The 19,406-nt window shown below is 57.3% G+C and carries 20 protein-coding genes and 1 tRNA gene; 9 read left to right on the top strand and 12 right to left on the bottom strand.

Going from position 1 to position 19,406, the window contains the following annotated elements; translation table 11 throughout:
- The first annotated feature begins 40 nt into the window (after positions 1-40).
- The 3 genes from ispE to PHI30_RS04325 all read left to right on the top strand — a co-directional run bounded on the left by ispE (position 41) and on the right by PHI30_RS04325 (position 2,103).
- Complete coding sequence (gene ispE / locus PHI30_RS04335; protein ID WP_300024373.1) at positions 41-901, top strand: 4-(cytidine 5'-diphospho)-2-C-methyl-D-erythritol kinase; 861 nt, start codon at positions 41-43, stop codon at positions 899-901.
- Positions 902-984: 83 nt separating this feature from the next.
- Positions 985-1,620: a stage II sporulation protein R gene (spoIIR, locus tag PHI30_RS04330; RefSeq protein WP_300024370.1), complete on the top strand. Its 636-nt coding sequence runs from the start codon at positions 985-987 to the stop codon at positions 1,618-1,620.
- Between the two features lie 15 nt (positions 1,621-1,635).
- The gene (locus PHI30_RS04325; protein ID WP_300024430.1) at positions 1,636-2,103 is read left to right on the top strand and encodes a VOC family protein; all 468 of its coding nucleotides are present in this window, start codon (positions 1,636-1,638) and stop codon (positions 2,101-2,103) included.
- Positions 2,104-2,236: 133 nt separating this feature from the next.
- Here the strand turns inward: PHI30_RS04325 and PHI30_RS04320 are convergent, their stop codons facing one another.
- From PHI30_RS04320 to PHI30_RS04305, 4 genes are all read right to left on the bottom strand, one after another.
- On the bottom strand, positions 2,237-3,607 hold the full coding sequence (locus tag PHI30_RS04320) for an MATE family efflux transporter (protein ID WP_300024367.1): 1,371 nt from the start codon (positions 3,605-3,607) through the stop codon (positions 2,237-2,239).
- 168 nt (positions 3,608-3,775) lie between these two features.
- Complete coding sequence (locus tag PHI30_RS04315) at positions 3,776-4,621, bottom strand: MetQ/NlpA family ABC transporter substrate-binding protein (RefSeq protein ID WP_300024364.1); 846 nt, start codon at positions 4,619-4,621, stop codon at positions 3,776-3,778.
- A gap of 29 nt (positions 4,622-4,650) precedes the next feature.
- The gene (locus tag PHI30_RS04310) at positions 4,651-5,334 is read right to left on the bottom strand and encodes a methionine ABC transporter permease (RefSeq protein WP_300024361.1); all 684 of its coding nucleotides are present in this window, start codon (positions 5,332-5,334) and stop codon (positions 4,651-4,653) included.
- Positions 5,327-6,331, bottom strand: coding sequence for a methionine ABC transporter ATP-binding protein (locus PHI30_RS04305; protein WP_300024428.1), 1,005 nt, complete (start codon positions 6,329-6,331; stop codon positions 5,327-5,329). The genes PHI30_RS04310 and PHI30_RS04305 overlap by 8 nt, the downstream gene beginning before the upstream one ends.
- Positions 6,332-6,921: 590 nt before the next feature.
- Between PHI30_RS04305 and PHI30_RS04300 the strand changes: the two genes are divergently transcribed.
- The gene (locus PHI30_RS04300) at positions 6,922-7,740 is read left to right on the top strand and encodes a DUF368 domain-containing protein (protein WP_300024358.1); all 819 of its coding nucleotides are present in this window, start codon (positions 6,922-6,924) and stop codon (positions 7,738-7,740) included.
- A 36-nt stretch (positions 7,741-7,776) separates the two neighbouring features.
- On the opposite strand, the gene PHI30_RS04295 is transcribed toward PHI30_RS04300, so the two are convergent.
- The 7 genes from PHI30_RS04295 to PHI30_RS04265 form a co-directional block, all read right to left on the bottom strand.
- A complete protein-coding gene (locus PHI30_RS04295) occupies positions 7,777-9,063 on the bottom strand; it encodes a methionine gamma-lyase family protein (protein ID WP_300024355.1) in 1,287 nt (428 codons plus the stop codon).
- A gap of 128 nt (positions 9,064-9,191) precedes the next feature.
- Positions 9,192-10,094, bottom strand: coding sequence for an SH3 domain-containing C40 family peptidase (locus PHI30_RS04290; RefSeq protein WP_300024352.1), 903 nt, complete (start codon positions 10,092-10,094; stop codon positions 9,192-9,194).
- Between the two features lie 42 nt (positions 10,095-10,136).
- On the bottom strand, positions 10,137-10,445 hold the full coding sequence (locus PHI30_RS04285) for a hypothetical protein (protein ID WP_300024349.1): 309 nt from the start codon (positions 10,443-10,445) through the stop codon (positions 10,137-10,139).
- Between the two features lie 217 nt (positions 10,446-10,662).
- Positions 10,663-10,908 (bottom strand): IreB family regulatory phosphoprotein, encoded by a 246-nt coding sequence (locus tag PHI30_RS04280; protein WP_300024346.1) that lies wholly within the window; start codon positions 10,906-10,908, stop codon positions 10,663-10,665.
- A 147-nt stretch (positions 10,909-11,055) separates the two neighbouring features.
- Complete coding sequence (gene pheT / locus PHI30_RS04275) at positions 11,056-13,749, bottom strand: phenylalanine--tRNA ligase subunit beta (protein ID WP_300024343.1); 2,694 nt, start codon at positions 13,747-13,749, stop codon at positions 11,056-11,058.
- A gap of 16 nt (positions 13,750-13,765) precedes the next feature.
- On the bottom strand, positions 13,766-14,791 hold the full coding sequence (pheS, locus tag PHI30_RS04270) for a phenylalanine--tRNA ligase subunit alpha (protein ID WP_300024340.1): 1,026 nt from the start codon (positions 14,789-14,791) through the stop codon (positions 13,766-13,768).
- Between the two features lie 13 nt (positions 14,792-14,804).
- Complete coding sequence (locus PHI30_RS04265) at positions 14,805-15,227, bottom strand: hypothetical protein (RefSeq protein ID WP_300024338.1); 423 nt, start codon at positions 15,225-15,227, stop codon at positions 14,805-14,807.
- A gap of 498 nt (positions 15,228-15,725) precedes the next feature.
- Here PHI30_RS04265 and PHI30_RS04260 point away from each other — a divergent pair, with 498 nt between their 5' ends.
- Both PHI30_RS04260 and PHI30_RS04255 read left to right on the top strand, forming a co-directional pair.
- Entirely contained in the window at positions 15,726-16,097 is a 372-nt protein-coding gene (locus tag PHI30_RS04260) for a metal-dependent transcriptional regulator (RefSeq protein WP_300024335.1), read from the top strand.
- A 121-nt stretch (positions 16,098-16,218) separates the two neighbouring features.
- Positions 16,219-16,295, top strand: a tRNA-Arg gene (locus PHI30_RS04255).
- 74 nt (positions 16,296-16,369) lie between these two features.
- On the opposite strand, the gene PHI30_RS04250 is transcribed toward PHI30_RS04255, so the two are convergent.
- Entirely contained in the window at positions 16,370-16,525 is a 156-nt protein-coding gene (locus PHI30_RS04250) for a hypothetical protein (RefSeq protein ID WP_300024332.1), read from the bottom strand.
- Positions 16,526-16,529: 4 nt separating this feature from the next.
- Between PHI30_RS04250 and PHI30_RS04245 the strand changes: the two genes are divergently transcribed.
- From PHI30_RS04245 to PHI30_RS04235, 3 genes are all read left to right on the top strand, one after another.
- The gene (locus PHI30_RS04245) at positions 16,530-17,216 is read left to right on the top strand and encodes a hypothetical protein (protein ID WP_300024329.1); all 687 of its coding nucleotides are present in this window, start codon (positions 16,530-16,532) and stop codon (positions 17,214-17,216) included.
- A gap of 200 nt (positions 17,217-17,416) precedes the next feature.
- On the top strand, positions 17,417-17,947 hold the full coding sequence (locus tag PHI30_RS04240; protein ID WP_300024326.1) for a sigma-70 family RNA polymerase sigma factor: 531 nt from the start codon (positions 17,417-17,419) through the stop codon (positions 17,945-17,947).
- Positions 17,940-19,280 (top strand): DUF4367 domain-containing protein, encoded by a 1,341-nt coding sequence (locus PHI30_RS04235; protein WP_300024323.1) that lies wholly within the window; start codon positions 17,940-17,942, stop codon positions 19,278-19,280. Before PHI30_RS04240 ends, PHI30_RS04235 begins: the two co-directional genes overlap by 8 nt.
- The last annotated feature ends 126 nt before the right edge of the window (positions 19,281-19,406 follow it).

The raw sequence follows: 19,406 nt of genomic DNA, 5'->3' as shown, positions 1-19,406 counted from the left end.
AATCAGTTCCATCAAGCAGAAAAGCGGCGGGAGGTACGATATGGAGCGGATGGCCCCTTGCAAGGTGAATCTGGCGCTGGATATTCTGGGCCGACGGGCGGACGGCTACCACGAGCTGCGCATGGTGATGCAGACGGTTTCCCTGTGCGACACCGTGCGAATGACGGAGGCGGCAGACGGCTTTCGATTTTCTACCAGCGGAGACTTCGTGCCCGCGGGGCGGAAAACGCTGGAGCAGCGGGCGGCGGAGGCGTTTTTTGCGTGGATCGGACAGCCGATGCCCGGCCTTTGCGTGGCGCTGGAGAAGCGGACGCCCGCCTATGCGGGACTGGGCGGCGGCAGCGCGGATGTGGCCGCGCTGCTGCACATGCTGCGGGATACTTACGCGCCAAGGCTCTCGGGGGAGGCGCTGGAGCGCATCGGTTTTTCCGTCGGCAGCGACATGCCGTTTTGCGTGCGGGGCGGCACGGCGCTGGCAGAGGGCAGGGGAGAGCGTTTGACGGACCTGCCTGCGCTGCCTGCGTGCTGGTTTGTCCTCTGCAAGCCCGATTTCGGAATCCCCACGCCCGCCCTGTTTGCCCTGGCGGATGAGCAGGCGCATAGGGGCTGTCCGGATATTGCCGGAATGACGGCGGCGCTGGAAGAAGAGAATCTTGAGGGCGTTGCAAAGCGCCTTTGCAATGTGTTTGAGGAGGTGCTGCCGCCGGAGTACCGGGAGGTATTTACCATTCGGGACCGTCTCCGGGAGCTGGGGGCGCTGAATGCCGCCATGAGCGGCTCCGGTCCCACGGTATTTGGTGTTTTTAAGACCGAAGATGCAGCGAGCATGGCGGCGGCGGCGCTGCGGGAGACCTACTCCCAGACGTTTGTCGCCCAGCCGGTCCAACGAATGACGCCATAAAGAAAAATTTCCCATGGGAGTATAGAATTTCCGATTCCTGTCCATGATGGTCACAACGACCTACATAGAAAGGAACGGAAATCATGAAAACAGCAACAAAAGTCTCTAAAAAACTGCATATTGTGGAGATCGTGCTCCTGATCGCTCTGGCAGTGTTTTTGACCTCCGGCGCTCTGGCGCTGCGGACGCAAAGCCAGTTGGCGGATAAGGTGGTGCGGCTCCATGTTTTGGCGAACTCCGATTCGGAGGAGGATCAGGCCTTGAAGCTGCGGGTCCGGGATAAAATTCTGGAGCGGGCCACGGACCTGCTGGAGCGCTCGAAGGACCGGGGCGAGGCGGAGGGTCTGCTGCGGGGGGACCTTCTGGAGATGGAGCGCATCGCGGCGGAGGAGATCGCGGCGGCCGGGTATGATTACCCGGTCACGGCGGAGCTGACGGACACGGAGTTCCCCACCAAGGAGTATGACGGCTTCACGCTGCCCGCCGGGGAATATCTGGCTCTGCGCATCGTTATCGGCGCTGGCGGTGGTCATAACTGGTGGTGCGTGGTGTTCCCGCCGCTTTGCACCAGCGCTGCGGCCGACGTGCCCGCATCCGCGCTGGCGGCAGGGCTTTCCGAGGAAGAGGTGGGACTGATTACGGAGGAGAATCAAGGCTACGCCCTGAAATTCAAGACGGTGGAGCTTTGGGAGAAACTGAGACAAAACTGGAAGGACTGAGGTGGGCACGTGGAAATGGGAACGCCGCTGCTGGCGGTACGAGATCTGAAGCGGTCTCTGGATTTTTATATGCAGGTATTGGGACTGGAGGTCGTGAGCGATTTCGGCGCCAACGTGGTGCTTACCGGGGGACTCTCCCTGCAAACGTTGGAGAGCTGGGCGTCCTTTCTGGGGAAGAACCCATCGGACATCCGCTTTGGCGGGGCCGACGCGGAGCTGTACTTTACCAGCGAGGAGTATGACAGCGTGCTCAAGGCGCTGGACGGCAGAGCCGATCTGGAGCTGGTGCGACCGCCCATGGAGCACCGCTGGGGGCAGCGGGCGGTGCGGCTGTACGACCCCGATCATCATGTCATAGAGGTGGCGGAACCACTCTCGCAGGTGTGCCGCCGCTTTCGGGACGGCGGATTGAACGAGGAGGGCATTGCCCGGCGGATGGATGTGAGCGTGGAATTTGTCCGGGAACAACTGAAAAAGAAGTGAGACGCCGCCATGGTTTGCGGCATTGCCACATAAAAAAGCAGTTTGCGCATCAAACGCAAACTGCTTTTCTATATGCTTGAAGCGGAAGAGACAGGAAAGCCCCCTGGTAAAGCTCCGCTGACTGCGGCTGCCGCTACGCCGAGAGGCGGCGCTTCACCTGCCGGATGGCCCAGAAATAGCAGAGGATGTGCACCAAAAACGTGAGCGTCCACGAGGCGGGGTAGGACCAGTAAACCGTTTGGATGGTGTGGAAGCGGGGAATCTGGAAGATGGTGGCCACCGTCAAAAGACGCAGGCCGCAGGCGCCCACCAAGGTCACCAGCATCGGCAGCACCGAATAGCCGATGCCCCGCAGAGAGCCGACGGTGACGTCCATCAGGCCGCAAAGCCCGTAAGTGGTGCAGACGATGAGCAGGCGGCGCATCCCGGCAGAGACGACCTCCGGGCTGTTGGAGTAGATCCCAAGCAGCTGGGGGCCGAACAGCGTCACAAGGCCGCCGAAGGCGGTTCCAAGCACTGCCGCGCAGAGCAGGGCACGCAGAAGAATCTGGGGGATTCTCCGAATTTGTCCGGCCCCGAGATTTTGGCTGGTGAAGGAGATATTGGCCTGATAAAAGGCGTTTGTGGAGACATAGACGAAATTCTCCAGATTGGCTGCGGCGGCGTTTCCCGCCATGACCGTTTCACCGAAGGAGTTGATGGTGGATTGAATGACGATGTTGGAAAGCGCAAATAAAATGCCTTGCAGCCCTGCCGGAAGGCCCGTTTGCAAAATCTGCTTCAAGCGCGCCGGAAAGATGTGAAGCTGCCGTAGATCCAAATGGACCGCGCCAGGCTCTCGCATCATGCAAAGAAGAATCAGCGCGGCGGAAATGCATTGGGAGATCACCGTGGCCAGCGCAACGCCGGCAACGTCCATCTTCCAGACAATGACAAAAAACAGGTTCAGCACCACATTCACAACGCCCGCGCCGAAAAGGAAGTAGAGCGGCCGCCGCGTGTCGCCCACGGCCCGCAGCAGCGCCGCGCCGAAGTTGTAGAGCATCATGGCGGGCATGCCCAAAAAGTAAATGCGCAGGTACAAAACCGCCAGATTCAAAACCTGCGGCGGGGCCTGCATCCAAACGAGAATGGTTTTTGCGCCGCACACGCCCAGAACCGCCAGAAAAATGCCGCTGAGGAGACTGAGCAGGATGGAGGTGTGGATGGTCTGGCGCAGATTTTCCTTTTCGTCGGCGCCGTAAAACCGGGCGGCTAAAATGTTGGCGCCCACGGAGAGACCGATGAAGAGGTTGGTCAGAAGCCCGATGATCGACGTGTTGGAGCCAACGGCAGCGAGCGAAGTGTCCCCCGCAAACCGGCCCACCACAACGATATCCGCCGCGTTGAAGAGCAGCTGCAAAATACTGGAGCAGATCAAGGGGACGGTAAATTGCAGCAGCTTTGGTAAAATGCGCCCATTGCACATATCAATTTCATAAGTGGTTTCCCGGGGGTTCGGCATGACAGTAAGCCCTCCATCGGACCTGAATTTGTCCGCTTGGCGGGCAGCGTTCCCATTTTAACACGCTCTTTGCGGAAAAGGAACCCAATACGACAAATATTTTACAGGAACGCCATGATAAAAAGGCCCGGAGAAGCATTCGCTTCTCCGGGTCGCTTTTTATGAGATTTAGAACAGGGGCACCACGGCGCCGCCGTAGGTCTCGTTGATGTAATCCCGGACAGCGTCGGACTGCAGGGCCTTCACCAATGCCTGAATGGCGGGGTCGTTCTCCCGGCCTTCCTTCACGCACAGCACGTTGGGATAGGGCGTGCCGTCGGCGGATTCGATGGCAAGAGCATCCTTCGTCGGGTTAAAACCGGCCTGCAGCGCATAGTTGGAGTTGATCACGGAGAGGTCCACTTCCGTAATGGTGTTGGGCAGCATGGCGGCTTCCAGCTCCTTGAAGGAGAGGTTCTTGGGATTCTCGGTGATATCGTTGGGGGTGGCGGCAAGGCCTGCGTCGGGATCAAGCTTGATGAGACCCTGCGCCTCCAGCAGCAGCAGTGCGCGGGCTTCGTTGGTGGCGTCGTTGGGGATGGCGATGACGGCGCCGTCGCTCAGGTCCTCCAGCTTCGTGCACTTACCGGCGTAGATGCCCATGGGCTCGTAGTGGATTTTCGCCACGGAGACGATGTGGGTGCCGTTTTCCGCGTTGAAGTTCTCCATGTAGGGAATGTGCTGAAAATAGTTGGCGTCCTCTTCGCCCTCTTCCACGGCGGTGTTGGGCACCACGTAGTCGCCGTACTCATGGACCTGCAGGTCGATGCCCTGCTCTGCCAGAATATCCTTGACCTGATTGAGGATCTCGGCGTGAGGAGTGGGGGAGGCAGCCACGTTCAGCGTGACGGTTTCCGCGGGCGTCTCACTGGGCGTCTCGGCGGGTGTTTCGGCCTCTTCTTTTTTGCCGCCGCATGCGGCGAGGGACAGGCACAGCGCCAAAGCCAGTGCCAAAGTCAGCAGTTTTTTATTCATGTTTCTTTTCCTCCAATATTCGTGGTATTTTATTTCAAACGCTTGTCGATCCGCGTCGACACTCGACTGAAAATGGATTGAATGATCTGCACCAAAGCGATCAGGAAAATGACGGTCACCAGCATCATGGAATCGACCCGGCGCTGGTAGCCGTAACGAATGGCCAGGTCGCCCAGCCCGCCCGCGCCAATGGCACCGGCGATGGCGGTATAGGCCAGAATGGTGATGATGGAAATGGAGCCGCCCAGAATCAGGGAGGGCTTCGCCTCCGGCAGGTAGACCTTCCAGACGATCTGGAGCGTGGACGCGCCCATGGACTGCGCCGCTTCCACGACGCCTGCGTCCACCTCCGCCAGAGAGGTTTCCACCATCCGGGCGATGAACGGCGCGGCGGAGATCACCAGTGGCGGGATTGCGCCCAGAACGCCGATCTTCGTGCCCACGATCAGCTTGGTGAAGTCCATGATGGCCACCATCAAAATGATGAAGGGGAGAGAGCGCCCGACGTTGATGATCCAGCCCAGCACCCGGTAGAGCAGGGCGCAGGGGCGGATGCCGTGGGGCTGCGTCAGAATCAGCGCAACGCCCAGCGGAAGGCCCAGCACATAGGCGAACACCGTGGCGACCAACGTCATGATCAGGGTGTCGCGGGTACCGGCTGCCAAAAGGGCGCCGTATTGGCTCCAGAAGCCTGCGGTAAAAATCTCAAGCATGGTATTCCACCTCCTCTGCGGCAACGTCCGGTTGGGAACGGATATAACTGAGGGCCTTGGCGGCGTCGTTTGGATCGTCCGGCAGGCCCAGCAGCATGGTCCCGAAGGCCTTGCCGTCGATGTTGCGGGTGTCGGCTCCCAAAATGTTTACCTTCACACCGCACTCAATGGCAAGAGAGGCGATAAGCGGCTGATAGGCCGAGCCGCCGTTGAACGCCACCCGCACAGCGTGGGTGGCCGCGCCATACTGCTGCACGCTGGCCCCGCCGGGATAGACAAGACGCCGGGCCGCGTCGGTGCTGGGGTGGGAGAAGATGTCCTCCACGGTGCCCTGCTCCGCCACCACGCCGCCATCCAGAATGGCGACCCGGGAGCAAATTTCTTCAATGACGCTCATTTGGTGGGTGATGACCACCACGGTGACGCCAAGCTTCCGGTTCAGGTCCTTTAAAAGCTCCAGAATGGAAGCGGTGGTGGTGGGGTCCAAAGCGGAGGTGGCCTCGTCGCAAAGAAGCACCTTGGGGTCTGTTGCCAGCGCCCGGGCGATGGCAACGCGCTGCTTTTGCCCGCCGGAGAGCTGGGCGGGGTAGGCGTCCGCCTTGTCGCCAAGGCCCACCAGCTCCATCAACTCCGCCGCCCGCCGCCTGGCTTTGTCAGCGGGCACACCGCAAAGCTCCATGGGAAAGCACACGTTTTTCAAACAGGTGCGCTGCATCAGCAGGTTGAAGCTTTGGAAGATCATGGTGATGTTACGCCGGGCCAGACGAAGTTCCTTCTCAGAGAGGGCGGTCATGTCCTGCCCGTCCACGATCACCTTTCCGGCGGTGGGGCGCTCCAGCAGGTTCATGCAGCGCACGAGGGTGCTTTTTCCGGCGCCGGAGAGTCCGATGATGCCGAAGATCTCGCCCTGCCGGATATCCAGATTGATTTCCTCCAGTGCGTGGACGGCGCCGTCGCCGCTGCCGAAGGTTTTATTCAGATGCTGAATTTGAATGATGTGTTCATTCACGATATCAAAACTCCTTTTCGGATTTTGGGGAATACAAAAGAAAACAAAAAAGCCCTTGAAGCAAATCGCTTCAAGGACGAGTGCAAGTCTGCACCGTGGTACCACCTTGGTTCGCACATCCCCTCGCGGAGACGGCCTTTGAGAGTGCCAACACACTCCTGCGCTGTGACGTGCGCATCACGTCGTGACCTATGCAAAAACAGTCGGCCACGCAACTCCGAGACCATGTTCCCCAGACCCTTCCGTACCCCTTTCCACCAATCGGGGCTCTCTTTGCCGTATCTGTCTGCGTACTCTTCTCTTCATCGTCTTTTTAATCATTCAATTTTATGATCTGGTTTGCAGTTTACACGGAATTGCGGTTTTTGTCAACTGGAAAAATAATTATATAGAGAAAAAAGCAACGGAAAAAATTGTGCAAAAAATACAAAAACAGTAAAAAAACCATAAAATGTGGCGCGCTTTTTGGGGAAACGTGTGGTATTGGATTGCAAGCGCCGGGCAAAACTGCTATCATATGTGAAAGAAAACAAGAAGGGGACGTGTGGATGAGAAGGCCGCAAAATCAAGATTTTCTGATGCGCTGGCTGCGCGATCTGCTCTGCGGCGTTCTGATCGGTGCGGGCGCCATTTTGCCGGGGGTTTCCGGCGGGGTACTGGCCGTGGTGTTTGACATTTACCGTCCTTTTATGGAGGTGCTGACCCATCCCCGGAGCGCCGTTCCTAAATATTGGATCTGGTTTTTTCCCATTGCGCTGGGTTGGTGCGTCGGCTTTCTCGGCTTTGCCAAGGGAATTGCGGCGTGCCTTGACCAGTCCGCCACGGTGACGATCTGGCTTTTCATCGGATTAATCGTGGGCACGGTGCCCTCCCTTTTTCGGGAGGCCGGCAGGGAGGGGCGGTCGGCAGCCTCCTGGCTGAGCTTTTTTTTGTGTGCGCTGGTGATGTTTGCCTCCCTCTTTTACGTGAGCCGCATTGTGCACGCGCAGGTGGAGCCGAATTTCTGGTGGTATAATTTCTGCGGGGCACTGTGGGGAATGAGCGTTGTTATCCCGGGAATGACCTCCTCCTCCGTCATGATGGCGCTGGGGCTGTATCAGCCCATGCTGGAGGGACTGGCCAGATTGGACCTTGTGGTGCTTGCGGCATGTATTCCGGGCATGGTGCTGGCGGTGGCGCTGCTGGCGCGATTCATGTCGTGGTTTTTGCGCCGCCACTACGCCGTGGCGTTTCACGGGATTCTTGGAATCGTACTCGCTTCCACGCTGGTCATCGTGCCGCTGTCCTATACCGGCGGGGGAGAAATTTTGCTCTCCGCGCTTTGCTGCGGCTGTGGGTTTGCTCTGGCGTTTTTTCTGGCACGACTGGATCGGCGTATCGGAGAAAACCGGGCATAAAAAAGACGGGAGCGCTTGCGCTCCCGTCTTTTTTATTTACGCGCTCAGCGTCACTTCGCCCGCTTCAACCAGCTTTTGCAGGCTCATCAAAATGCCCAGCTTTGCGTGATACCAAGTAAGTCCTCCCTGAAAGTAGACCGCATAGGGCGGGCGGATGGGGCCGTCAGCGGAAAGCTCGATGGAGCTGCCCTGAATGAAGGCGCCCGCCGCCATGATGACTTCCGAGTCGTAGCCCGGCATGGCCCAAGGCTCCGGCGTCACGTAGCTGTCCACGGGAGCGGCGGCTTGAATCCCCTTGCAAAAGGCCATCATGGCCTCCCGGCTGCCAAGAGTCACCGCCTGAATGATGTCGTGCCGCTCCTCCGCAGCGCCCGGAACGCAGGAAAAGCCCAGACCTTCATAGACATTTGCGGCAAAGACGGCCCCCTTCAGCGCGCCGGACACCACGGTGGGGGAGAGGAACAGTCCCTGATAAAAGGCGGGCATCAGCCCGAGGTTTGCGCCCACCTCCTGCCCGAGACCGGGGGCCGAGAGCCGGTAGGCGCACCGCTCCACGCATTCCCGGGTGCCGCAGATATAGCCGCCGATGGGAGCAAGCCCGCCGCCGGGGTTTTTAATGAGACTGCCGACCACCATGTCCGCGCCCAGGTCGGAGGGCTCCAGCCGCTCCACAAACTCTCCGTAACAGTTGTCCACCATGATCTTGACGTCCGGCTTCACGGACTTGCAGAAAGCGATCAGCTCTCCGATCTGCGCCACGGAAAAGGAGGGGCGGGTGGCGTAGCCCTTGGAGCGCTGGATGGTGATGAGCTTGGTGCGATGGTTGATGGCAGAGCGGATGGCGTCGTAATCGAAGGAGCCATCGCTCCGCAGGTCCGCCTGCGCATACGTCACGCCGTATTCCCGCAAAGAGCATTTGCTCTCCCGGATTCCGATGACCTCTTCCAGCGTGTCGTAGGGCGCGCCCACGGGGGAGAGCAGCTCGTCCCCCGGCAGGAGATTGGCGGAGAGCGCCACGGTCAGGGCGTGGGTGCCGCAGGTGATTTGGGGGCGGACCAGGGCGGCCTCGGTGTGGAACACGTCGGCATAGACCCGCTCCAGATTGTCCCGGCCCTCGTCGTCATAGCCGTACCCGGTGGTGGCGGCGAAGTGCGTGGCGTTTACCCGGTTTTTCTGCATGGCGGCAAGGACCTTGCCCTGATTGTATTCCGCTGTGGCGTCAATGGCGTCAAACCGGCTGCGCAGCTGGCGCAGGACGCTTTCGCCATATGCATAGACGGCGGGTGAGACGCCCAATTGCTGGTACATCGCTTCAATTTCCATGGTATTTCCTCGTTTTCGGTAGTTTTACACTAATTTTTTATTATAGCAGTCCGTAAAGCGGTTGACAAGCCTATCATAAAAAAGGGCCGGTGCAGTTCAGTGCACCGGCCCTTTTATGTAAAAACAGATTACACGTGGATCCCGCCAACAAAATAGGTGTTGTAGTATCCGCTGGTCAAATCGCTGATGATCACGCCGTTGCTCCGGGAAGAGGAGGAATGGATGAACTGCCCGTCGCCAACGTAAATTCCGGCGTGGGAGCAGGCCTTTCCGAGAGAGCGGCTGGGGTCACAGAAAAACACCAGATCGCCGGGCTGAAGGGCCGCGATGCTCCAAACCTGCGTGCCGACGCCGCTTTGCCATTGACCGGTGGCGGTATGGGGCAGGGAATAGCCGAACTGCTGATAGATGTACATAGTAAAACCGGAGCAGTCGAACCCGCTGGGAGAGGCACCGCCGTACAGATACCGGGTGCCAAGATGCTGCCGGGCGGAATCGACGATGCTGCTGCCGGAGGAGGAAGCATCACTGCTGACCAGCTCCAGAAAATCGCTGCGGATATAGCCCTCGGTGCCGTACTGGCAGGTGACGGCGTACCAGCCGTCCGTAAAGGCGTTCACGGTGACGGTGGCGCCGGCGTCCAAAGAAGCCACGGAGGCGCTCTCTGTGGAGGCGCTGGAACGGACGTTCACACCGTCGGAATTGACTTGTCCGTAAGATTCGAAGATGTTGTCCTGGTCGATGACCAAATAGTCGGAGGAGACGAAGCCGCTATTTCCGGCGTAGCGAATCTCGTACCAACCAGCGACGGAGTCATCCAGCACGGCAACAGCGACGCTCTTGTCCAGTGTGGTGACGACGGGGGAGGAAGTGGAGGCTACTGCGCGAATCCGAAGGGAGGAGCCGGTGGTAGCGCCTACGGCGATCGCCTGCGTCTCATCGGCGGCCAAGGCGGAAAGAGCCAGCAGCATGGTTGTCAGGGCGGAAAGGAAAAGGAACTTTGCTGCCTTTCCTGCGAAGTGATTCATCATGATACGCTTCCTTTCGTCTGATCTTTTGTAGAGGAAAGAGAATTACTTCTCTTTTCCGGCCAAAGCCCGGTCCAGCCAGATGGAGGCGACGTCCATTGCGGCGTAAAGGCTGTCCTTTTCGCTCTTCTTCAAAATGCGGTCCCGGGATTTCAGGGTGGGATCGGTCAGCTGCAGCTGAACGGAAACCTTTGTGGCAACGTCCAGATCCTGATCCTTTTTGCTGTCCAGAATCTGCACCATAATGATATATTTTTCAGCCATCGTTCCGTAGTAGACCAGATTGTCTACCCGACGGAGGGGGTGGCCCTTATAAATCAGGCCCTCTGTGTTTGCGCAATTGCTTTCTGCCATGAAAACACTCCTTTGAAAAAATTGTAACCAAATTGTAACAGATTTTATCCGCTTTGTCAATGAAAGGGAAAAGGGATTTTGACTGAAATATTCGACGCGATTCGGTACATCTCACAAAAAAGAAAAAAATCCCGCAGAATCAAGCAAATTTGCAACGGCAAACGGCTTGCATTCTGCGGGACAGGGTTCTGGAAAAAGAATCAAACTGTAACTTTTGTTACTGGCCGAGATACTTGCGGACCAGCACCTGAAGAAGCTCATCCCGGTCGATCTTGCGGATCAGGGTCCGGGCGTTATTGTGGTTCGTGATATAAGTGGGGTCCTCGGAGAGAATATACCCAACAATCTGGTTGATGGGGTTGTAACCCTTTTCCTCCAATGCCTGATAGACGGTGGAGAGAATCTGGTGGATCTCAGCGTCTTTTTCCACTGCAATATTGAATTTTCGAGTAAAATCGTCCATACAGACACCACCCTTCACGCTTCGGACGTTTTCGAATATGGGATTAGTATACTCGCTTTTCGAAAAAGTGTAAAGCATTTCTCTGTGAAAATCCAGAAAGATTTTTACTGCGGGGAAGAACCGTCCAAAACCCTCAAAAAGACACCCTCAGCGCAAAACGGCGTTTTGCTCGCTGGAGAGCAGCTCCAAAATGCCATTGACGTCCTCGTCGGCCTCCTGCGCGGTGAGGCTGCGGTCGTCGGCGCGAAGCGTCAGGGAGAAGGCGACGCTCTTTTTGTCCGCTGCGACGCCGGGACCGGTGTAAATATCAAAGAGGGCGACGTCCTTCAAAAGGCCCTTGGCGCCCCGGCGGATGCAATCCTCCAAATCCCCGACGGGGATGGTCCTCTCGCAGACCACGGCAATGTCCCGGGTGACGGCGGGGAACTTGGGCAGCGGCTGGTAGACCGGCTTTTTGCCCATGGCGGCATACATGGCCTCGAAGGAAAGCTCGGCGGCGTACAGCTCGCAGTCCACGCCGTAGTGGTCCGCCACGTGGGGATGGACCTGACCCAGCACGCCCAGCAGCGTCTCGCCGCAGTACACACTGGCGCAGCGGCCCGGATGGTAGGAGGGGTTTTTCCGCTGCGCCACATAGCGCACGCCGGAAATCCGAAGGCCCTCCAGCACGTCCTCCACGGCGCCCTTGAGGGAGAAGAAATCTTCGTCCGGCCCGTATGCGCCCAGGGACAAAACCTTGGGCTCGTCTGCGGTGCCGGAGCCGTCGTTTCTGGCAAAATAGGTCCGGCCCAGCTCATAGAGCCGCGCGGACGGGTTGCGGAAATGATGGTTGCGGGAGAGAATTTCCAGCATGGAGGGCAGCGTGGTGGTGCGCATGATGGAGGTGTCCTCGCCCAGCGGATTGAGAATTTTCATGGAAGTGCGCAGGGGGGAGTCGGCGGGCAGATCGATCTTGTCGTAGTAGGTGGGGCTGATGAAGGAATAGGTGATGATCTCGTCGAATCCGGCGGTGCGGCACAAAGCGCCCACACTGTTTTCCACCTTCTGCACGGCGGAGTAGCCCCGGCGCTGGTTGAGGCCGGAGGAGAGCGTATCGGGAATCTTGTTATACCCGTAGAACCGGGCCACCTCCTCGGCAATGTCGGAGTTGTGCTCCACGTCGCTGCGCCAGGAGGGGACGGAGATGACGTCGCCCTCCAGCGCAAAGCCCAGAGAGAGGAGGATGCGGCGCATCTCACTTTCCGGAACGTCGGTGCCCAACAGGGCGTTGACCTTCTCCGGCTCCAGCTTCACGGTGACGGGAGCGCTGTCCCTGGCGATGACGTCCATCACGCCGTCCACCACTTCGCCCGCGCCCAGCAGCTCCACCAGCTCGCAGGCCCGCTGCACCGCTTTCATGGTGTTCATGGGGTCCAGACCCTTTTCGTACCGGGCGGAGGCCTCCGTGCGCATGTTCAGGGCGGTAGCGGTGCGCCGGACGGAAGCGCCGTTGAAGTTGGCGGATTCAAAGAGCACCATAGCCGTATCGCCGATGATCTCGCTGTTGGCGCCGCCCATGACGCCCGCCACGCACACGGGTTTTTCTTCGTCACAGATGCACAGCATGGAGGTCGTCAGCGCCCGGGTGTTGCCGTCCAGCGTCTGGATCGTCTCGTCCTCCCGGGCGGTGCGAACCACGATCTTTCCGCCGTCCACGCAGGAAAAGTCAAACGCGTGCATGGGCTGACCGTATTCCAGCATGACGTAGTTGGTGATGTCCACGATGTTGTTGATGGGGCGGACGCCGGAATTGCGCAGCCGCTCCCGCATCCAGGCGGGGGAGGGGGCGATTTTCACGTTCCGCACCAGCCGCGCGGTATACCGGGGGCAAAGGTCCCCGTCCTCGATTTCAATGTCCACGTGGTCCGCGATGGAGCCGCCGCAGCCGTGGATCTCCGGCGTGTGGAGACGCAAGGGCGCGCCGAAGGTGGCGCTGGCCTCCCGGGCAAGGCCGATAACGCTCAGGCAGTCCGGGCGGTTGGGGGTGATCTCAAATTCCACCACGTGGTCGTCCGCGCCGATGACCGCGGCAATGTCGTCGCCGGGCTTGCAGTCCTCCTGCAAAAGGAAGATGCCGTCGGGGATGCAGTGGGGGAACTCCGCTTGCTGGGCGTGGAGATCAGCAAGGGTGCACAGCTGCTCCGTGGCGGTGTTGAGCGCCACCATGTCGCCGCTGTGGACGTTGGAGCAGGGGGTGGTGAGGGTGAGGTGCTGCTCGCCGCTGTCGCACTCCACGGTGTAGCGGCCGTATCCGGCGCTTTCCACGGAGAGCACTTTGGCGGCAACAACCTTGCCGAAAATCTTGCAGCCGGGGGCCACGTCCGCCGGAATGGAGGGCTTTTCCTTGTCCAGCGGCTTATAGTCGTTCAGCAGAGCGGCAGGGGTGATGACGGCGTACGGGTAGTCGTGCTCCGCCGTGAGATTCAGTTCTTTCAAGGAGCACAGCATCCCACACGAGACTACGCCCCGCAGCTTGCCCTTTTCAATTTTTACGCCGCCGGGCAGCAGGGACTTGTGCCGGGCCACGGGGACCAGGTCCCCCACGTGGATGTTCCACGCGCCGGTGACGATCTGGGTAGGCTCTGCTTCGCCCACGTCCAGCTGGCAGACCCACATATGGTCGGAGTCGGGGTGGCGCTCCATCTTGGCGATGCGGCCCACCACCACGTTTTTCAGGGAGTCGTTCAAAACCTCGGTGATTTCCACCTTGGAGCCGGAAAGCGTCATGGACTCCGCGAAGTCGCGGTCGCTCACGGAGCCGATCTCTACAAATTCATGCAGCCATTTTCTGGATAATTTCATTGTGTTTCTCCTCCTCTCAGAACTGTTCCAGGAACCGGATGTCGTTTTCAAAGATCAGCCGCAGGTCGCTGATTTTGAACTGGCCCATGGCCAGACGCTCCAGTCCGAAGCCAAAGGCGAAGCCGGAATACACATCCGGGTCCACGCCGCAGTTGCGCAGCACCTTCGGGTGCACCATGCCCGCGCCCAGCACCTCGATCCAGCCCTCGCCCTTGCAGGTGGGGCAGCCCACGCCGCCGCACTTGTGACACTGAATGTCCATTTCGCAGCTGGGCTCGGTGAAGGGGAAGTGGTGGGGCCGGAAACGGGTGACGGTGCCGAGACCGTAAATTTCCCGAATGACGGCGTTCAGCGTGCCCTTCAAATCCGCCATGGTGATGCCCTTGTCCACCACAAGGCCTTCGATCTGGTGGAACATGGGGGAGTGGGTGGCGTCCACCTCGTCCTTGCGGTATACCCGGCCGGGGGAGATCATGCGGATGGGCACGCCGTAAGTCTCCATGGCCCGAATCTGCATGGGAGAGGTCTGGGTGCGCAGCAGCGTTTTGGACTCGCTGTCCAGATAGAAGGTATCGGACCACTCTCTTGCGGGGTGGTCGGCAGGCGTGTTCAGCTTGGTGAAGTTATAGGCCTCCTGCTCGATTTCAGGCCCGTCCATGATCTCAAAGCCCATGTTGATGAAAATTTCCTTGATCTCATCCAGCACGGTGTACATGGGGTGCTTGTGGCCCACATGCAGCACCTTTCCGGGGATGCTTACGTCCAGCGTTTCCGCCTCCAGCTTTTCCGTGAGAGCCTTCCCGGCCAAAACGGCGGACTGGGCCTCAATGGCGGATTCCACTTCGGCGCGGACTTCGTTGGCCAGCTGACCCATGACGGGCCGCTCCTCCGGGGTAAGCTTTCCCATCTGCTTGAGAAGGGAGGTGAGTTCGCCCTTCTTGCCCAGATATTGGACGCGGACGGTTTCCAGGTCGGCGGTGCTCTGGGTGCCGGTCACGGCGCTCAGCGCCTGCTGGCGAATCGCTTGCAGTTGTTCTTTCATAATGCATACTCCTTTATATGGATGTAGTTGATGATTTCAAATTACGCCACCGCAGGGAATAGGATAAAATCTTGGTGCCGGAATAGGCGGTCTCGTCCTCGCAGAAGCCGTCGCAGAAAAAGATTGCGGCGTCCCGGACGCGAAGGGTGGCCGTCATCAGGGCGGAGCAGTCGTTGTTCCCGCCGGGACGCAGATCCAGCCCCTTCACGCCTTCAAATACCAGCTCCAGCGGCGGGCACCATTGGCTGTGAAATTCCATGCTTACCTGACGGACAGTGTTGCACACCGTTAGGCTGCGGTCCGCATTCAACCGGGAGCCGCTGACATAGTGCAGCTCCGCCAGCACGGAATCGTGAAAATCCTCCGCTTGCTCCAGAAGGGCTTCCGCCTCCGCCTGGGTGGTGACATAGTGCCATCCCGGCAGGCGGGAGTCCACGCGCCGGTTTGCAAAACCACACAGCGCTCAAAGATGCCGGTATTAAAAAGACCGTACAGCTCCCCTTGAAAGCACTCTCCCTGCGCGGGGTCATAAAAGCGGACCCGCATGACGCACCTCCTCCGGACAAAATAAAAGACCCTCCGCCCCAAATTGGGACGAAAGGCCTGCCTTCCGCGGTACCACCCAAATTCGCGCGGACTGCCGCGCGCACTTGCACCCCGGTAACGGAGGGGCGTCCGCCGTGTCTCCACGGCAGCTCCCGGGCGAACCAAACCGGGCGTCCGCGATCCGGCTTACAGCCGATGACCAGATCTCTCTTGGCGGCGTTTCACAGTTATTTTCCCGTTCATTGCTGATAACAGCTTATACTTATATCATAAAAATCGCCAAAAAGCAAGAGAAAAATCTTGCGTATCAACTGGAAAAGCCTTGCAATCGGGCAATAAACTTGTTAACATGAAATCATAGCACTGCGGCAACAAAGGGGGAATCGTTTTGGTGATTCATGAGTCTGCGGAAGATTATCTGGAATCCATCTTGATTTTGCAGGAACGATGCGGCTCCGTGCGTTCCATTGATATTGTGAATGAGCTGGGGTATTCAAAGCCCAGCGTCAGCATTGCCATGAAAAAGCTGCGGGAGAGCGGGTATATTTCCATGGCGACAGACGGAACGATTACGCTGAACAACAGCGGCATGGAGGTCGCCACCCGGATCTACGGCCGGCATAAGACGCTGACAAGACTGTTTACCATGCTTGGCGTCGGGGCTGAAACGGCGGCGGAAGATGCCTGCAAGGTGGAGCACGATGTCAGCGATGAAACCTTTGTAAAGATCCGGAAATTTGTGGAGCAGAATGAATGCTGATACGGTTGCAGGGTGTGCGCGCACCCTGCAATTTTTTAAAAAATTCTAAAGAAAGACTTTACAGAAACTAAAAAGACTGCTATACTACACAAGACATGTGAGAGATATGTCTTGTGTAGATGCGCCCGTAGCTCAGTTGGATAGAGCGTTAGACTCCGACTCTAAAGGCCACTGGTTCGAATCCAGCCGGGCGTACCAGCATGAAACCCCTGAGGCTCTAAGCCTCAGGGGTTTTGCTTTTTGCTCAGGTACACACCGAAGTACACACTGCCTTATTTTGAGCCGTTTTTGTTCAGAATTTTATCAAAAGCCAGCGCCGAATAATCCGCTGCTTTTTTCATGTCTCCCGTCAGCTGGTGCCCGTAGGTTCCCTCAGTGTCCATGTCCTTTGAATGGCCTACGACCATCTTTTTCAGGCCCTCGGGCATTTCCTTGTTAACGCTGACATATGCTCCTGCGGTAGGTCCGATCCACGCGATCAATGTAAACGAGGCACAGATCAACGGGGAGTTTGAGCGTGGTGAATCTCGTATCATTTGTAGCAATGACATGATGGTGGTCGGACCTGATGGTAAGCGAAACAAACTGAAAGATCATGTGTTTACAGCGGTTGATGAATCCCCGGACGATATCGGACTCACCATCTTCTCGCCCGCGTTCCGGGAGCAGTCCTTCTTGGCCCGTAAAACGGCGTATCTCCGGAACTGCGAGACGCTGATCGGCATGAAGCGCGGTATCCTATCTGAGGTAGAAGCGGCGGAACGAACAGCGAAGGTGATCACCTCCAGTGAGGGCGACTACAACCTGACGATTACCGACCTGCAGGAAATGTGGGAGACCGCTGCCAGGGAGGCTGTCCGCGTGTGCGATATCCTCGGCCAGATGTACAAGCAGTTTGCGGACAGTGTCCTCGTCAGCAATGAGCTTTTCTCTCTTTTTCACTGTATAAGGATAGGTACGCTAGTTCAGGTTTTTACTCAAAAACAAAAAACATTTTTTGCTTTTGAGACAAAAAGGACAGCAAGCTTGTATTCCTTATGTAGACGGAAAAGAGACTTATTTGATGGATGGAGGAACAACTATGAGGCAGGAAATCTGGCAGGTCTGGATTTTAGATAATAAAAAGATCGCTTCTTTTCATTCAGTCGAAGGATTTCATGATCAAATCTTTTGCTATCACGATCACCTCTTGTGTTTTTTACAGGAACTGTCGGAGCGAGGCTATCGCCCCCAATAAGTAAAACTCCTTTCGTTATGAAGGGAACTTTTTCCGGAATTATGGTACAGTAAAGAAATACGAAGAGACAGAGGTGGTACCCATGCTTCCCATGTTACTTGCAATGCTGGAGGACGAGGAAGACCAACGCAAATTTTTGAAATTACATAGTGCATACGAAAAGAAGCTCTATCGGATTGCCCTGCAAATTCTGCGTTCCCAGACGCTGGCGGAGGACGCCGTGCAGCAGAGCTGGCTGCAAATCATCCAGCATTTTGAGGAAATTAAAAAAATTCCGTGGGACGGCATCGAGGGGTATGTGGTCGTGGTGGCGAAAAACGTCTCGCTGACGATGCTGAAGAAGGAGCGCCGCACCGACCCGCTTCCGGAGGACTGGGACGCACCCGCACCGGAAGCACCTCCCCTGGACGAGACGACGCGGCTCATTGCGCTGATTCGCTCCATGCCGAAAAAATACCGTGAGGTGCTGGAACTGCGGTTTGCGCTGGAGTACAGCTATCAGGAGATTGTCCGGCGCACCCGCATGAATCCTTCCACCGTGTCCACGCTGATCTCCAGAGGGCGGCAGCTTCTCATCAAAAAACTGAATCAGGAGGGCTACTGCCATGAATGAAGCGGTATTTGACGCAAAGCTCAAAGACGCTCTGCTGCGTGCGGCCATCGTGGATTTTGCGGAAGCACTCTCCGCCCCTGAGGAAGAGCCGGAATGGACGCTGTCCTATCGCAGAAGTCGGAGAAAGATGCTGTCAGGCCCCGACCAATGGTATAAAAATAAACGGAAGCCGGTCTGGAAGAAGATGCTGCAAAGCGTTGCATGTCTGCTGCTGGCGGTGTCCCTGACGCTTGGCACTCTGATGGCGGCAAGTCCCACGGTACGGGCGGCAGTTCTGAATTGGCTGCGGGAGTTTATCGAGTATGCTGTGATTTATCGAGGCGTGGAAGCACCGCGACCAATTCCTCCTGAAATATTAGACAGCGGGGAGGGCAAAAGCACAGAAACGTCTACGGTAGAGGCGCCTTCCTCGTTTGCTGAAATAATTCAGTCTGCTCAAGAAGATGCTTCCACCGTAAATTCGTCGCAAGGTGTCGACACAACGGTTCGCGTCTACCTCGGAGAAGATGAAAACGCCTACGTTGACATACCTGTACAAAGTAATCCGGACTGCTTTGACACTGCACCGGCATGGGCTCCAACCTGGGTGCCGGACGGCTGGGGAATCAAGAAAATACAGTCAACCGGCGATGACAATGGCGCTTGCGATTGGCTTTATCAAAGCGGTTCCGGAATGCTGACATATACTTGTTCACAGGCATCAAAATCCACTCGCATAATTGCGGGACTTACAGAAAATGACTGCCAACGTGTCTCTGTCAGCGGTGCCGGTGCGGATTATTATGAGAACGGCGGATACACCTATCTCTTGTGGGAGAGCAATGATTGCTTCTATTCATTGGAAAGCGGTCCTTATATCAGCCCCAGCAAAGAAGCTTTGATTAAAATGGCGGAGAGCGTACAAAAGTTGGACGTGATATCAAAATACGTTTTAAACTGGACGCCGGTAGGGAGCCGCTCCGTTGAACGGCACGACGTACCGGGAGCAACATGGGAAGAGTTTGTGGATGGAGATAACTGGTATTTCTGCTTTACGTACGCCTCCAATGATGCAGGAAGCTTGTACACACAGGGAATCAATACAAAAAAAGTATGCATTGATGGCTGTACGGGAACTTATTGGGAGGCGAAAAAGGAGCGTGACGCCACTTATGGCGGAACGGAAACCGTTACTTTCGACGATGGCAGTACAGAAATTTGCCATGTGGTCAGCGGCGGTCAGATAGCCACAATAATATGGACAAACAGCGATGGTGTGTCATTCAGCATCCGAGGAGCGTTTGACGAGGAAACTCTACTCCACATGGCGGAGAGCGTGATCAAGACCACATAAGGAAAACCTGAGGAGAACGGTCGTTCTCACAGGGTACGGCAAGAGCCATTAGAGAGCCTGCCGGCTTATAATGTAGAGATGATTTAAAAAATTAAAAGTTTTGAGACAAAACCGCATCCCGCCTGA

It is taken from the genome of Oscillibacter sp., from assembly GCF_028693505.1.
In the GTDB taxonomy this organism is placed as follows: domain Bacteria; phylum Bacillota; class Clostridia; order Oscillospirales; family Oscillospiraceae; genus Oscillibacter.
This window is presented reverse-complemented; position numbering and strand designations above follow the sequence as displayed.

What these genes read in the sequence shown, in the direction of transcription:
- PHI30_RS04240 (WP_300024326.1), top strand. Translation starts at nt 17,417, where the DNA reads ATGCTTCCCATGTTACTTGCAATGCTGGAGGACGAGGAAGACCAACGC.
- PHI30_RS04310 (WP_300024361.1), bottom strand. Translation starts at nt 5,334, where the DNA reads ATGCTTGAGATTTTTACCGCAGGCTTCTGGAGCCAATACGGCGCCCTT.
- PHI30_RS04250 (WP_300024332.1), bottom strand. Translation starts at nt 16,525, where the DNA reads ATGCCCGAGGGCCTGAAAAAGATGGTCGTAGGCCATTCAAAGGACATG.
- spoIIR (WP_300024370.1), top strand. Translation starts at nt 985, where the DNA reads ATGAAAACAGCAACAAAAGTCTCTAAAAAACTGCATATTGTGGAGATC.
- ispE (WP_300024373.1), top strand. Translation starts at nt 41, where the DNA reads ATGGAGCGGATGGCCCCTTGCAAGGTGAATCTGGCGCTGGATATTCTG.
- PHI30_RS04320 (WP_300024367.1), bottom strand. Translation starts at nt 3,607, where the DNA reads ATGCCGAACCCCCGGGAAACCACTTATGAAATTGATATGTGCAATGGG.
- PHI30_RS04315 (WP_300024364.1), bottom strand. Translation starts at nt 4,621, where the DNA reads ATGAATAAAAAACTGCTGACTTTGGCACTGGCTTTGGCGCTGTGCCTG.
- PHI30_RS04295 (WP_300024355.1), bottom strand. Translation starts at nt 9,063, where the DNA reads ATGGAAATTGAAGCGATGTACCAGCAATTGGGCGTCTCACCCGCCGTC.
- PHI30_RS04300 (WP_300024358.1), top strand. Translation starts at nt 6,922, where the DNA reads ATGCGCTGGCTGCGCGATCTGCTCTGCGGCGTTCTGATCGGTGCGGGC.
- PHI30_RS04285 (WP_300024349.1), bottom strand. Translation starts at nt 10,445, where the DNA reads ATGGCAGAAAGCAATTGCGCAAACACAGAGGGCCTGATTTATAAGGGC.
- PHI30_RS04325 (WP_300024430.1), top strand. Translation starts at nt 1,636, where the DNA reads ATGGGAACGCCGCTGCTGGCGGTACGAGATCTGAAGCGGTCTCTGGAT.
- pheS (WP_300024340.1), bottom strand. Translation starts at nt 14,791, where the DNA reads ATGAAAGAACAACTGCAAGCGATTCGCCAGCAGGCGCTGAGCGCCGTG.
- pheT (WP_300024343.1), bottom strand. Translation starts at nt 13,749, where the DNA reads ATGAAATTATCCAGAAAATGGCTGCATGAATTTGTAGAGATCGGCTCC.
- PHI30_RS04235 (WP_300024323.1), top strand. Translation starts at nt 17,940, where the DNA reads ATGAATGAAGCGGTATTTGACGCAAAGCTCAAAGACGCTCTGCTGCGT.
- PHI30_RS04290 (WP_300024352.1), bottom strand. Translation starts at nt 10,094, where the DNA reads ATGATGAATCACTTCGCAGGAAAGGCAGCAAAGTTCCTTTTCCTTTCC.
- PHI30_RS04280 (WP_300024346.1), bottom strand. Translation starts at nt 10,908, where the DNA reads ATGGACGATTTTACTCGAAAATTCAATATTGCAGTGGAAAAAGACGCT.